Origin of the sequence: Caballeronia sp. RCC_10 (assembly GCF_041360715.1) — a bacterium.
Classification (GTDB): domain Bacteria; phylum Pseudomonadota; class Gammaproteobacteria; order Burkholderiales; family Burkholderiaceae; genus Caballeronia; species Caballeronia grimmiae.
This window is the reverse complement of sequence record NZ_JBFUPT010000057.1, coordinates 1-13953: the sequence shown is the minus strand read 5'-3', so window position 1 is coordinate 13953 and position 13953 is coordinate 1. Positions and strand designations below refer to the sequence as shown.

11 protein-coding genes are annotated in these 13953 nt (G+C 58.5%); 7 read left to right on the top strand and 4 right to left on the bottom strand.

The genetic code is table 11. The annotated features are described in order from the left end of the window. Positions 1–86: 86 nt before the first annotated feature. Both AB6804_RS30505 and AB6804_RS30500 read left to right on the top strand, forming a co-directional pair. Entirely contained in the window at positions 87–1709 is a 1623-nt protein-coding gene (locus AB6804_RS30505; protein WP_370889636.1) for an acyl-CoA synthetase, read from the top strand. 687 nt (positions 1710–2396) lie between these two features. After that, a complete protein-coding gene (locus tag AB6804_RS30500) occupies positions 2397–2735 on the top strand; it encodes a response regulator transcription factor (RefSeq protein ID WP_370889634.1) in 339 nt (112 codons plus the stop codon). 2349 nt (positions 2736–5084) lie between these two features. On the opposite strand, the gene AB6804_RS30495 is transcribed toward AB6804_RS30500, so the two are convergent. Then, positions 5085–5462, bottom strand: coding sequence for a PleD family two-component system response regulator (locus AB6804_RS30495; RefSeq protein WP_370889633.1), 378 nt, complete (start codon positions 5460–5462; stop codon positions 5085–5087). A gap of 641 nt (positions 5463–6103) precedes the next feature. Here AB6804_RS30495 and AB6804_RS30490 point away from each other — a divergent pair. The 3 genes from AB6804_RS30490 to AB6804_RS30480 all read left to right on the top strand — a co-directional run bounded on the left by AB6804_RS30490 (position 6104) and on the right by AB6804_RS30480 (position 8744). After that, positions 6104–6364 (top strand): hypothetical protein, encoded by a 261-nt coding sequence (locus AB6804_RS30490; RefSeq protein WP_370889632.1) that lies wholly within the window; start codon positions 6104–6106, stop codon positions 6362–6364. A 488-nt stretch (positions 6365–6852) separates the two neighbouring features. Further along, positions 6853–7386 (top strand): cytochrome b, encoded by a 534-nt coding sequence (locus AB6804_RS30485; RefSeq protein WP_370889631.1) that lies wholly within the window; start codon positions 6853–6855, stop codon positions 7384–7386. Positions 7387–7619: 233 nt separating this feature from the next. Beyond that, entirely contained in the window at positions 7620–8744 is a 1125-nt protein-coding gene (locus AB6804_RS30480) for a VIT1/CCC1 transporter family protein (protein ID WP_370889635.1), read from the top strand. Between the two features lie 512 nt (positions 8745–9256). On the opposite strand, the gene AB6804_RS30475 is transcribed toward AB6804_RS30480, so the two are convergent. The 3 genes from AB6804_RS30475 to AB6804_RS30465 all read right to left on the bottom strand — a co-directional run bounded on the left by AB6804_RS30475 (position 9257) and on the right by AB6804_RS30465 (position 11992). Further along, positions 9257–9964 (bottom strand): MgtC/SapB family protein, encoded by a 708-nt coding sequence (locus tag AB6804_RS30475; RefSeq protein ID WP_370889630.1) that lies wholly within the window; start codon positions 9962–9964, stop codon positions 9257–9259. Positions 9965–10067: 103 nt separating this feature from the next. Continuing rightward, entirely contained in the window at positions 10068–11738 is a 1671-nt protein-coding gene (locus tag AB6804_RS30470; protein ID WP_370889629.1) for an NRAMP family divalent metal transporter, read from the bottom strand. Positions 11739–11854: 116 nt separating this feature from the next. After that, a complete protein-coding gene (locus AB6804_RS30465) occupies positions 11855–11992 on the bottom strand; it encodes a hypothetical protein (RefSeq protein WP_370889628.1) in 138 nt (45 codons plus the stop codon). Positions 11993–13018: 1026 nt separating this feature from the next. Between AB6804_RS30465 and AB6804_RS30460 the strand changes: the two genes are divergently transcribed. Both AB6804_RS30460 and AB6804_RS30455 read left to right on the top strand, forming a co-directional pair. Beyond that, positions 13019–13378, top strand: coding sequence for a hypothetical protein (locus tag AB6804_RS30460; RefSeq protein ID WP_370889627.1), 360 nt, complete (start codon positions 13019–13021; stop codon positions 13376–13378). A gap of 27 nt (positions 13379–13405) precedes the next feature. Then, on the top strand, positions 13406–13953 hold a 548-nt coding region (locus AB6804_RS30455; protein ID WP_370889626.1), incomplete at its 3' end, for a carbohydrate porin.

Below are 13953 nucleotides of genomic sequence, written 5' to 3'. Positions count from 1 at the left end.
TCGTCTCCCGCGCACTCTAGATTGATCATAGAACATGCTGCATTTACGTAAAGTAATTTCTGGGACAGGACACTAGGAGTGTAATGATGCTGCGAGGAGAAGCAAGCTACGAAGCTGAGCTTCGTGCCTTCCGCTGGGACATACCCGAGACCTACAACATTGGAGTCGATATTTGCGACAAATGGGCCGCGTCGCATCCGGACGATATCGCTCTGATTCATGAGCATCGAGATGGCGTCATACGGCGGTTGAGCTTCGCGCAGTTGCGAAGTGAGAGTAATCTAGCCGCCAACTACTTCCGGCGAGTTGGCATAGAGCCCGGTAGCCGAGTCGCAGTTTTACTCGCGCAGTCGCCGGAGACCGCCATCGCGCACATCGCAGCTTTCAAGCTGGGAGCAGTTTCTGTTCCGCTGTTCGCATTGTTCGGCGAGGAAGCTCTTGAGTTCCGATTGAAGGACAGCGGTGCCCGTTTATTGGTGACTGACGCCGCAGGTGCAGCGAAAATCAGGGCAATACGGGACAAGCTCCCTGCATTGCAGACCGTCCTTGTCACCGGTGACTACACGGAAGCGGCGAATGAAGTGCAAAGCTTCGACGCGGCTATTTCAGGAGAAGTCGACACTTTCGAACCCGTTGCCACGCAGGCGGATGACCCCGCCGTCATCATCTACACCTCAGGCACGACGGGGAAGCCTAAGGGCGCACTGCACGCTCACCGAGTGCTGCTGGGCCACCTTCCCGGTGTAGAGATGTCACACGGAGGAACAATAGCGAAGGGGGACCTGTTCTGGACACCGGCGGATTGGGCTTGGATTGGTGGGCTACTCGATGTTCTTCTACCCGCTCTGCACCACGGCGCCACGGTGGTCTCTCGCAGATTCGATAAATTCAATGCGCCCGCCGCGTTTGAACTAATGAGCCGTCATGGGGTCACCCACGTATTTCTACCGCCTACGGCGCTCAAGATGCTGCGCACAGAGAAGACCCCGCAGGAGCGATGGAAGCTGCGACTGCGGTCCATTGCAAGCGGAGGCGAGTCGTTAGGAGTTGAGCTACTGACCTGGGGACTAAATGCCCTAGGCATAACCATCAACGAATTCTACGGCCAGACGGAATGCAATATGGTCGTCTCCTCGTGCGGCAACTGGTTCAAGGCTCGCCCAGGCGCGATTGGACGCTCCGCCCCCGGGCACGATGTCCAAGTCGTGAACGACCAAGGTGACGTGCTGCCACACGGAGAGATTGGCAACATAGCGATAAGGTCACCAGACCCGGTCATGTTCCTCGGCTATTGGAACAACCCGCTGGCGACATCTGCGAAATTCGCCGGCGACTATCTAATCACCGGCGACCTAGGTCGGATGGACGCAGACGGTTTTATCTATTACGTGGGCCGCAATGACGACGTTATCACTAGCGCGGGCTACCGCATCGGCCCAGGGCCGATTGAAGATTGCCTCCTCGGGCACCCTGCGGTCCGGCTGGTCGCCGTTGTTGGAATGCCGGACGCTGAGCGAACCGAAATAGTGAAGGCGTGCGTTGTTCTTGCTGATGGGTACGCGCCGAGCGACGGGCTGACCAAGGAATTACAGGACCACGTCCGTACACGGCTCGCCGCGCACGAGTACCCCCGTGTCATCGAATATATGGAGTCGCTGCCGATGACCTCGACAGGGAAGCTCATCAGGCGCGAACTCAGAGGCAGCTAATACGATTGACGGGAACCACCGACGCGTCTCGCACGTCATCGTCCCTTTTCATTTTGTGGCCTGGGTCTCGTGAGCGGCGACCATCGAGGCCACCGTCACGGGCACAGCAGTGGTTTGCTGGCCATGACGACGAAAAGCCCCGGACGGTGACGTCAGTCGACTCGTGGTGATGAGCGCATTGGCAGCGTCAATCTGTCAAGACGACGCCCCGCCAGGGGTACGCAACACGTTGAACGGGACGCAACCAGAATGTTAGGCGCCGCCGGCCTTTTAGAGCACGCTCGAAGGCTGGTAGAAAATTGAGCGCTGCAGGGGTGGTGGCATAAGCGCGCCGGAGTACTCTCCCAGCAATCTTGCTGCAACGCAAGCAAGTATTCAGCCATGACGACGGCGTGGGGGTAAGGTGCGTTTCCGTGCTCCGCCATCCACTCTTGCACGGCTAACAGCACCTGCCGCTTTGGAGGAACTCTATGCTGCCCGGCCTGTACCGTGCTCTACCCGTGACCAACCTTAGACTCACGACTGCTGAGGGACGACACTACACCCCACGCTGGTCGATGTTGGCGACTTCGAACGCGGCTTTCTTCTGAAGCGGCCAAAGCAACATATACTGATAAGGAAGGTCCTCGGCATGCGCTCGACCGTAACGTCACGCGTTGCGTCCGCCGTGAAACTATGGGACATGCAATGACGAAAGTTCTGTTTGTCGACGACTCGCGTGACACGGCGGATGCGCTGCGAGACATCGCGTCTGAGCTTGGGCATATCAGCGCCGTCGCATACAACGGCTCGTCGGCCGTTAGCACTGCGGCCTCCGAGACGTTCGACGTCATCTTCTTGGATTTAATGTTGCCCGACGGTGACGGCATCGACGTGTGCTCGGAAATTCGCAAAGGCCGCTCGAAGTCTGCCCGCATTGTTGCACTCACGGGGAGCAACGAGCTCATCGACCGCTCCCAGCAGTGCATCGATGTGTGGGTATTGAAGCCGGCAGATATGGACGAAGTCGAACGGCTGCTGTCGTAGCAGCGACGCATCGCAACGGGCGCTGCCTTGATAGGCACTCCGCGAGTGTCTCGAGAAGATGCGCTGCCTTAAAAGGCTTCCGCAGGACAACAGCCGCTTGAGTCTTGTGGGTGTCGGCCGTGCCCGAAATGAAGATGAGCGGCACCGAGCGCAGGAGCGAGCTCGGCACAAATGCTCAATTCAGCTGGGCTCCGTCCACGAATGGCATCCGCCAATCCGACACAACCACGGCTGGCTTGTGCCCTTCCGCGAGTCGAAGCACTTCCAAAATCGTTCGATGCTTTCAACACTTTGTGCCGGACGTCATGACGCGAGACGCTCAGCGACGACAAGATGGCCGGCTCAACATCCACGAAAAGAACGATTGCCCTAGGAATTTATAACCGAGCTCACCCCATCCGTCGCTCGGACGGTCCGACCGTCTACAGAATTGCGCGACAACACCCGTCCCCGGGCAGGCTTGCGTCCGTTCGTTTTTTTTCAATCGACCGGCTAGTCCGTCGCCGTTATTTTTACCGGTGCACGTGAAAAAGAAGCCAGAGCGCGTGGCTTTTCTGTTGTCGCTAATCACTCGACATAGTATCTTTGAGTTAGGGAAAACACTTAGACGACGCTCGGATGCTCATTACATCGTTGAAGCTGGAGAGGCGCGCTGGCGGAGGTCGCGCCTACATCGGCATGGTCGCGAAGCCAGTTTTCGTCATTTCGATTGCTTACTGCGCACTGTCGAACCTCAGTTTTCAATCTGCAGCTGACGGCTCACTCCCCATGAACCGAGCGAAAGAAATCGGCCTGGTCACTGCGGACTACGCTGAACGGCATGCAACGGACGCTGTGCTATTCAAACGAGTCGGACCAACGCTGTACGAATATCGGGTCAAGCAACCTCTAGTGGGCTATTCGGGAATCCCTTGGCTTGTATCGCGACGGACAAGCATCGACCTTGCGGACCATTGCGAGAGCGCTGTGATAGAGGGTTGCAAGCTAGAGTAGAAATAGTCGACGTTAAGGCGTCTAGCCATTCGACCATCGACCTATCTCACCAACGATATCTGCTCACATATTTATCAACGTTGGTGGCGTTCGCCCCTCTCGTATGACACGAGTAATGCTTCGTCAGCCCTGTTCGCCGAAGCTTTCCATAGTCAAAGGCCCTATATCAAATGAGCAACAAATCGGCCTCTCGCAAAATCGCGAGACGGTCTGTCTCCCCTCTCCTTAGCTCGCTTCTCCGAGCGGGCGATACTGACAGTACAAACCCGATTTCGCTGAAGAGCTGGATTGCACTCGACGCGTTACATCGCGGAAGAGCAACCGACAGCCTGCTGACATTACTTTGTCAGCAGCTCCTAATCTCTGAGGAGCTATGCAAAGCCGGGTATCTGGAAGCCCGGCTGCCTTGCATCCGCGAGGCTTACGCTGCGCTCGTGCGACTCGACAAGAGTGTAAATTCAAGCAGCGAACTCAGGGCGGTCGGAGCCGACTATGAGGCCTTATGCCAAGCGCTCGTCATATACGACGCACAACTGCTCGGTGCTTCTCGCAACCATGTTCGGGAGGCGCAACTCGTAATGGCAAGTCGACTCCGAGACTACGTGGCTCGAAATCAGCAGTAGTCCGTGAATATGCTCGTCGTCGAGACGCTCGACAGTGTCGCACTCGAGAGAATCTACGGCCATGGACGCCGATGACGACTTTCCAGCGCCGCAACACCTGCTTTTTTACAAGCCGGTTCTCCTGTCCTCTCCAGAGTCCTCGCAGCCCGTTTTCACGGCCTCATCAGTGCATCGGCCGCCACGTCACATGCATCGTTAGGCTAGCTGACAAAAGGCGATGCGTTAACAACGCTCGCACGGATGAAGGCTGCATTGCTTAATGCGGTGTAAGCGCCGAGCCACGGACTCGCACTGTCAATCGAAGAGACCGACAGCAAGCCGATGAGCTGCCTCTATAACAGCGCGCCACGATAACAGCGTCGTCACGCTAGGATGAGCCCTGCGTTCACAGACTCACAAATATCGTGGCAGCCCGAGACTCGTTCGCAAATTCGACAATTGGTAGCGCCTCTTGTCCAGCACATGCACATTTCACCTCATGACCGCCCAATATACGCAGCATCGCCAGCGCTTGCATCGCATCTTCGTCGTCATCTACCGGGACAATGCGAGCGAGAGGTATGCCATGAGTCGTAGCAGTGGCATGCTCGACCGCGCTTGAGTAAATGAGGGGCAGCCGCACGGTGGCCACGGCCCCCTTAGCGGCTGGCGAGCTGACGAAAAACGGCGACCGCAGCTAAATACGACGAGACCAACATCGGTGGCTGTGAGGTTTGTTTGAAATCTCGAGCTTTTACGGCCACTCTGCCGGCTTGAGCCGAACCACCGGTAACTGCTCCGTGGTCGCAAGCAGTTGGTAAAAGTCGACCGGCTTCGGCAGGAAAGCGTCCCACGCAACTGGTACATCGGGTGGGGGCTGGCCGCCTGAGACGAGGATGACCGGGACCGATACGAGCGCGGGGAGACACTTCAACCGTCTGCAAAGCTCAATGCCGTCGACCTCAGGCATCTCCATATCTGTGACGACTAAATCCGGTAAGTGCTTTTTTACTTCCGTCAGTGCCGCACCGCCGTGCTCAGCCACGACAACGTGATAGTTGTGAACTTCGAACACAAATTTCAAAGCCGAAAGCGAGTCACAGTCATCGTCGACGAGGAGAACGGAGTGCATCTCGGTCATCCATTAACCGAACTTTTTTCGATTTCGCAACGGCTGTTCCTGCTTGACTGAAAGCTCCCGTCGCTGAGAGCGTGAAAAGGCGAATCGTCGCGGTCAAGTGGTCGAAGTCACAGAGAGCTATGTCGTGAGCAAAAAAAGTTGCACTGCGCTGCGGCATTGCTTGAACCGCAGGCACCGGCTAACGTTGCTCGGTCTTGCCTTGCAACTTTTCCCCACAAATCGTTCGTGCAGCGGGCGGACGCCTATTGAAAAGCGCCTGCCGGTTCACCAACATTACTGCACGCTTGCGCCTCTCACGGGCTCCGCGTTCTAAGCCGCTCTCGGCGGAACGTTGAGGCAACGGTGCCATCCGGACGGTGCAGCGCGTAATCGAAGTGTCAGGGGAAGACCGTATCGGCATTCCGCACGTCCCGGCGAATCGACTCCCCACCTCTAACGAAGTAGGCGCCTGTCGCATACATTGTTCTGGTCCAACATCAAGCGCTGCATTCACCGTATTTGAAGTCCGACTTTGTTCGGTCACGCACGCCGCGATTGATTTGGGTCGGCAGCGCACTTCTAAAACGAGTCAAATTGAAATACGTTGGTAGAGGAACATTTCCTTCCATTCTTTCGAAGGGACGGAGGCTGACGTGAGTTCCTATGACTTATTTGGCCGGAGTGCAGTCTTGCGAGAACGCGCAAAGATGGAGGGTGCGTACGCGGGTGTGCGCCTTCAATATGAAATCATTCGCTTGGCCGATACTGTCGAACTGGAGTTTGGGTTCGAAGCGCTGCTTCATAGCCATCTAGCAATCGTCCGCTCCAAAGCAACAATGCGTCAGCCCTTACTCGCGCTTGATTGTCTCGACGCTGCCATGCAGCGGCTAATCCCGCTGGAGCCAAAGTCGTAGCTCGCCATTGCTCACCTCTGGCGATTGATGCTTTGAATGCGTGACGGCTGAGCGCGCATCGCCCTTCTTGAGGCGAGCAGCAGTCGTTGGTCGGACGACTCAACCGACGCTGCTCGCCGTCGCGGCTGAGACCATTGGGCAACTATGACGCGCGTCACCGGTGGCACCGATAGACCGGGCAGTTCTATATCGAGTACAGCAATGTCGTAGCGCGTGGTCGATAGGGCAAGCTTGGCGTGCTGTCCCTCCTTGGCCCAATCTACCGCAAAAGCGACATGACGCAGAGCTACTTCAACGCCGCTGCCAATGAGGTCGTCGTCTTCAAACCAACAGAAAGCGCGTGTTCGTTCCACCAGGTCTGCTACAAAGATTTCCGTTGGTAGTGTAAGCGGCTATTCTCTCCCGATGTCTGCACAGGCTTTAAGGTTGCCCTCAGGTTGGACGCGCTATTATCGAGGCCATCGCTTTTACAGGAGCCGGAGCGCAAAGTGCTTGAGAATCATTCGCAAGGTTACGTGTACAGCCCGGTCGCCCGTGTTCTTCACTGGCTTATCGCGGGTCTCATTTTCGCTCAGTTCATCATCGGGTGGACGATGCCAGACGCCCACCGCGATACGTTGCCAACAGGTGAGATAGCCTGGCACTTGAGCGTGGGTGCAGCGATTGTTGCAGTCATGGTGATTAGAATCGCCTGGCGCATGACGCACCCGCCAGAACCGGCCGCGCTCTCACCGCAGTTAACGCTTGCATCAAACGCAACTCATTGGCTTCTGTACATCCTGCTTGTTGCCGTGCCGCTCGCCGGTTGGGCCAATGCATCAGCACGCGGCTGGATGGTGAACCTCTTGGGCATTGTTCCGTTTCCGGCGCTTGCGCCAAAGGGTTCGTCGGTCGGGATGGCGTTGGGCGACATTCATAGCGTGATTGCATGGGTTTTGATAGTGGTAATCGCTTTGCATATCGCTGCTGCCCTGTTTCACCGCTTCGTGCTTCGTGATTCGGTGCTTGAAAGGATGCTTTGATTGAGGGTTGCGCTTGAGTCAAACTAACTGAGCCCACATGTGCAGCAGAAGTGCAATCGAAGATTTTCGTTCGTGCGCCCGATTAGATGACCGGTCGCCCCGCTTGCGCGTCGGCCTATCGCGTAAAGGCAGAGACATGCGGACTTAGAAGTGTTTTTATTCGCATTCTGCAGTTAGTAATTCATAGCAAGACGGAGGCGATATTGTCTCCGCAATACGGGAATGCTGATGAGATGGCTTCCGCACAAGAGCTTAGAAAATTCCGCGCTCATCTCGCCGACGAACTCCACAGCGCAGCAATTTACGAGGCGCTGTCACGCGTGGAGCGAGATGATTCGCGAAAGCAGGTGTTTAGCGAACTCGCTGCATCCGAGCGTAGGCACGCTCGGGTGTGGGCGGACAAATTAGAAGCCAATGGAAGCAAGGCGCCATCTAGCTTCAATGCCAAGACCTTCCTCATGAAAGGTCTCGTTCATCTGCTAGGCCCGCGCTTCGTACTTCCTTCTCTCGCCGCCGCCGAGTTTGCAGACCGGAATAAGTATGCTGGCAATCCGGATACCGCGCGCATGTCAGAGGACGAGCACCAACATGCGAACGTTGTCCAGGCCATGGCGAACGCCGGCAAGCCTGCTGCCGCACAGGGTGCAGACATCGCCCAGGCGGAGTCGTGGCATCGCGGCGTTGCGTCCGGCAATGACTTACGCGCTGCTGTGCTTGGTGCCAACGACGGTCTCGTTTCGAATTTCTGCCTGATTATGGGCGTAGCAGGTGCCGGAACCGGCAATAAGGCCATTCTGCTCACAGCGCTTGCGGGCCTCATCGCCGGTGCGTGCTCGATGGCCCTTGGTGAATGGTTGTCCGTGACTAACGCACGCGAGCTCGCGCAAGCGCAGGTTTCGAAGGAAGCGAATGAGCTCGAACACAGCCCGGAGTCAGAACAGCATGAACTGGCGCTTATCTACAAGGCTAAGGGATTAAGCCCCGACGAAGCGAAGCGCGTTGCTGCTCAACTCATGCGGGATAAGGACAAGGCTCTCGATGCGCTGGTTCGTGAAGAGCTGGGTCTAGACCCCGCTGAGCTTGGCGGCAATCCTTGGTCCGCAGCCGGCGTATCGTTTTGTTTGTTCGCGGTCGGCGCAATCTTCCCCGCTATGCCGTTCCTATGGGCGTCGGGGACGCCCGCCATCGTCCAGTGCATCACTTTCAGCGTGCTCGCACTCGCAGCAATTGGCGTATTCACCTCGCTTTTCAATGGACGAACCGCGAGCTTCTCGGCCATTCGACAGATACTCATCGGCCTCGTGGCTGCCGCATTCACGTTTGGTGTCGGTCGGATGCTTGGCGTGGCGGTATCGTAGCGGATGCCAATGAAGCTCTTGGAGCGAGCTCACTACTAAGGCGTTGTGCTGCCGAAAGGGCGTCCGTGGAAGCGAAAGAAGTGATTGCGGTTGACTAGACCGATGTCTGACGGCCGCCCTTCAACTCGACTGAGGGGGGCCTCGGGCCTTGGGGACAAAGCCGCTCTCACCTGCCAGACGCTCGAGTTGCAACCCTAGTGGGCGCTGCGATTGAGAACAGCTTGTAAGTCGTGGATACTCACCGGCTTAACAAAGTGATGGGCAAACCCTGCGGCCTCGGACTTCTTTCGGTCGTACGCATACGAAGACGCAGTCCGCGTACGTAATCTCGAGCTCGGCGATACAGAAGCCGTGGTGCGTTATATCGCGCCGTGGTGCCCCAGACGATGGTCCGTCATACTGCATATCCAGCTGCACCCGGCACTTATCGGCTGCGAGGCTGAGTCTCGCAGGTGACATCGGGCACACTTGTCCCCGGATAACCTCTTAAACACCAGCGCTCCGGTCCGCAGTCACTCCGGCGCCGTTTCAGTTTCCCTTCCTGCCCAGCTGATGCTGGACACGCCTTTTTCCATGCTGATGCGGCTTGCCATCAGCTCCAGCTTTGCCTGGTCTTTCGGATGCATGCGCACGGTCGCGGTCACTTCAATGCGCGGCGGGTCGTCCTCAATGTCCCGGCTGGTCAGGCTCTGGAACGATAGCGGCTGTGAATACATCGAGTTTGACAGCAGCGTGCGGATATGGATTTCGTCCCGTTCACCACAGACGACGGTCAGCACATACTCGCGCACCAGGTCCGCCGCTGATACCGGAGTAGCGTTGATGACGCGACTGACCTCCCGCAGCAGGGTGTTGGTCACCAGCACGAGCACGGTCCCTGCAATCGCGGGTCCGAAGTGTCCGGTGGCGCATAAGACGCCGACAGCGGCGGCGCACCACAGGGTGGCTGCGGTGTTGATGCCCTGTATCGAGCCCTTGTCGCGCATGATGACGCCACCACCGAGAAACCCGACACCCGAGACGACATAGGCGGCTATCTGCGTGGCGCCAGCGGTGCCGTTTCCCGTCAGCACGCCCAGTGTGACAAACAGGCACGCCCCGCTGGCCACCAGTGTGATGGTGCGCAGGCCGGCAGTGCGCTGGCGCATCTGACGCTCGAGACCAATAGCGACACCGCAGGCAAAGGCGGCAAGCAGCCGCCAGACGAAGTCGGCAGTCATGTTTGAAAGAAGTTTGGGTAGTCGCGGTCCCAGTGCGAGGGAGACCGTCCGGTACCGGGATGTTGCGCACGATACCCCGATACCGGCATGGTGCACCGGTGGCTCAATGCACCATCATCACCTGAACGACCTTGACGATGACAAGGCCAACGGCAATGACCAGGTACCCGCGCAGCACGGCCATCCAGATACGTGTGGAAAGCGTCAGTTGCGGTACCGGTAGTTCTTCGAGCGGTGGCATGCGCCAGGTCTCGCGCATCTGGCGGTTTTGTGCTGATGCGCCGGCATTAACTACTTGCGACGTAGCACGACCCTTGCGCAACAGTGCAGCGACTGCGTACCCCGCCACCGCGAACACGGTCCCGCCGACGAGAATTGCACCGATGGTCTCACCCGTGATGTCAGGGTACATCACGGAGGCCGTCAGGATAATCGACAGCATTACGAGCACCCACACCACGGCGGCAGTAAACACATTCAGTGCCTTCGAGTTCACCCACGGACCGAGCACCGCCTTGTCGTTGCAGAGGAGCAGCAGGAAAACCGTAGCGCTCGGCAGCAGCACGCCAGCGAGTGTCTGCACCGCTTCCGTCAGCAGGCCCAGCGGGGTGCCCGGAATGAGGACGAGTGCAGCGGCGAACGCAATAATCCCGAAGTACACGAGGTAGAAGCCCTTCGCGTCCGTCACGCCGCGATGCAGCGAGTGGCGAATCCTGAACACGTCGCCGATGGCGTAGGCCGTAGACAGCGACACGGCGGCGGCGCCGATGATGCACGCGTCGAGCAGCGCAATGGCGAAGATGGTCGCGGACGTCCTGCCGACATACTTGTCCAGCCCGGCAATCACACCGCCCGCATCCGTGAACTGGCCGAACTCGGGGTGCCCGGCGAAGAGCGCTGCGCAAAAGGAAATCATGGCAACTGCGCCAATCATCACAACGCCGATGCCAATCCACAGGTCGGCCTTCTCGTATTTCATGAAGCGCGGCGTGATGCGCTTGTCGACGATGTAGCTCTGCTGGAAGAACAACTGCCACGGTGCGACGGTCGTACCGACAATGCCGATGACGAGCAGCATCACGTCAGAGAGCTTCGAATGCGCGGGCCAGTTGGGGATGAGCAAGTCGCGCGTCATCTGGCCAACGGGCGGATGAATCGACACCAGCACAGGCACCAGCAACAGGCTCAGCAGACAGAGCACGAGTGCGAACCGTTCGAAGCGTCTGAAGTTGCCGGTACTCACGGCAGCCATGGTGAGCGCCGCTGCGATGCAGACCCCGGCGACCTTGGACACGCCCAGGAAGTCCAGCGCAAACGTGATGCCGATGAACTCCGTGACAATCGTCAGCGCGTTCAGTATGAACAGGTCGATGACGCTGAAGGCGCCCCAGAACCTGCCGAAGCGCTCGAAAATCAGTCGGGCATGACCGACACCCGTCACCGCGCCCAGGCGCAGCACCATTTCCTGATTGACGAACAGAACGGGAACCAGCAGTAGCAGGGTCCACAGCAAAGTCGTGCCGTAGTTCTGACCAGCCTGCGTGTAGGTGCCGAATGCACCGGCGTCGTTGTCTCCAACCATCACGATGAGGCCGGGCCCGAGGATGGCGAGTAGCGTCCGGATACGCGCCCACCAGCTGGTGCGTGGTGCGGTGTCGTGATGCGCGATGGTGCCGAACGCGCCCTTGATATCGCCGAGATGGGCTGCGTCGAGGACAGCGCTGCGTTCAGAAACGGCGCTGCCTGGTGGTGAGACGTTCGATGGCGTGGACATTTTATTTTCTTCCTGTGACCTGGATGAACAGACGTTCGCACTCCCGCCATACGTAAGCGCATGTGCAACTGGACGACAGCTGCGGCGCTTGCGTATGGTTGAAGGTGACGCGGAACTTATGAAACGAGGGCCTTGAGTCGGCGCCAGAACGCGGCGACGCGGTGTGGCTTGCGGTCTCCCAGCGACAGCATCGCGTCGTATTGGGCGCGCGATTGCTGGACGTGCGGCAGTTGCGACAGAAGAAGGAAGTTCATTAGGTATCTCCGTGCGTCTAGCTTGACGCGATTCGCGGAAAGCGAGCAGACACGGAGGCCGGAGGCGTTATGAGCGCGGCAACAGCGGTCTACCTGCTTTCCTCGGGTAACGATTGAGGTGAGCGGCGTAAGGGGTAACTGTCACTGTCCGGCATTTCGGCTCCTTTGCTTTGCTGAGAACAAACGTGTCCATCCGCGCGCCTGCCGAGACGACGGTCAGGCGCGAACGGACGCAGTCGCGAGTGAACGCTCGCGACGCAATGCCAACGGACGCACGGATACGTTGCCCGAATGGCGCAAATCAAGGTGCACGGGGGGTTGCAACGGCGCGCACCGTCTGCCTGCTGGCAGGACGGCGGCGCAAGGAAGGGCGCGGGACGTCCTGCCGGTCAGGCAGTCAAATTGTTCGAAGGTCTACTACTGCTTGTGTCCAAGGCGTGAGCCCAATTTGTGAAGACTATAAATTTTATGCACGGCCTAAACCGAAAGTCAACACGATGCACTAAGCAGAACCATATAAATTTCTCGGGTACCCGATGCGCATCTCACGCTCATTGCTCGGTCTTACAGAATGGCTTGTTAATTCTTTCAATTGCTAGACCGGAATTGCCCGTTGTCACAGTCATGCATAGTTCAACTGCGAACGTCTTGCATGCATGTTTGCAATTGGCTGACCGTTCGGAGTGCGATGTCTTGTGTGTATTTTTCGCTTGCAGTCTTCCGAAAAGCCCGCATACAATCCGCCCCGTCTCATTCGAGGAGTCCTTCGTGGACACAAGTTCTAGTAATGGAAGTCCGATGCCGGCCTGCGCCGGCAACACCACCGCGAGTTAGCCCGTCGCAGGACATCTCCTTCGCCGCTAGCTCGCCTTGTTCGGGTTAGCGCGCTTCAACACCGACCGGTTGCCGCCGGTTTGTCAGTAGCACGCTCCTTTTGTTCGACCGCCTGTCGCAGGTCCGCCCGCGATGCGTTGTCGTTTCGTTTCACGTCGCCCGGTCAAGCCGCGCCGGACGGGGAGTGAGCCTATGCGTCTCAAAAAGTTCGTCGTGCCTTTCCTTGGCACGGTGCGCGCGGAAAGCGTGGCCTTGCAGATTGCTGCATGGCCGGCACGCGTGCACCTTCTGCTCGCCCCATCGACCGGACATACGCCCGACGTATTGTCAGGTCGGTCGGCGCACCGCGACCGTGTTCGCGTGCGCGCAACCAGCCGGCTGCGCCGTACTGCGAGGGTTTTGGCGCGCGCCGCGTTGCGGACGGCATACGCCGGCGGTCCGCTGACGCCAGCCGGCTACGCGATTCTGGCGGTGACGGTTGCCGCCATCGCGCTGGCCGCGATGCTGTCTGTTTCCCCGGCCAGTGCCGAACTGAACCGGCGTTACGGCTGAGCTGGTGGCTGACTATCACACGCCGTCATGAACAAGAAACTGAGAACTGCATTGCTGTTGTCCACTCGGCTCGCGGGGCTGGCACTGCTGCTGTCGCTCCGCTTCGCGCCGGCAGCTTTCGCCCAGACGAGCGAAGCGCCCGCACCCGCGCCTTCGGATGAAGTGCCCGCACAGCCTTCGCCAGCAGCCGCAGAGGCCGAGACGGCAAAGACGGCCGAGGCGCCTGCCGCGCCAACCGGCATCCGGGAACGCGCGAACCTGTTCGGCGACATGGGCGGACTGCGCCCATGGCTCGGACAGTACGGCATCACGCTAAACCTGCAGGAAACCAGCGAGTACCTGAACAACCTGTCGGGCGGCACCCAACGCGGAGGCGCCTACGATGGCCTGACGCAGCTGGCCATCGGTGTCGACCTGGAGAAAGCCGTCGGTCTGACGGGTGGCAGCTTCAACGTATCGGCATTGCAGATTCACGGCACGAATCTGACCACACGCAATCTGAAGCGCACCGGGAACCTCGGAGACCGTTTTGCTGGAGTTAAGCAGCCATCGGCACTCCAGCGAGTTGCTCATAG

Bases quoted from the DNA above. Each gene is read 5' to 3' on its own strand.
- AB6804_RS30505 (WP_370889636.1), top strand. From the start codon at position 87: ATGCTGCGAGGAGAAGCAAGCTACGAAGCTGAGCTTCGTGCCTTCCGC.
- AB6804_RS30500 (WP_370889634.1), top strand. From the start codon at position 2,397: ATGACGAAAGTTCTGTTTGTCGACGACTCGCGTGACACGGCGGATGCG.
- AB6804_RS30495 (WP_370889633.1), bottom strand. From the start codon at position 5,462: ATGCACTCCGTTCTCCTCGTCGACGATGACTGTGACTCGCTTTCGGCT.
- AB6804_RS30480 (WP_370889635.1), top strand. From the start codon at position 7,620: ATGGCTTCCGCACAAGAGCTTAGAAAATTCCGCGCTCATCTCGCCGAC.
- AB6804_RS30475 (WP_370889630.1), bottom strand. From the start codon at position 9,964: ATGACTGCCGACTTCGTCTGGCGGCTGCTTGCCGCCTTTGCCTGCGGT.
- AB6804_RS30470 (WP_370889629.1), bottom strand. From the start codon at position 11,738: ATGTCCACGCCATCGAACGTCTCACCACCAGGCAGCGCCGTTTCTGAA.
- AB6804_RS30465 (WP_370889628.1), bottom strand. From the start codon at position 11,992: ATGAACTTCCTTCTTCTGTCGCAACTGCCGCACGTCCAGCAATCGCGC.
- AB6804_RS30460 (WP_370889627.1), top strand. From the start codon at position 13,019: ATGCGTCTCAAAAAGTTCGTCGTGCCTTTCCTTGGCACGGTGCGCGCG.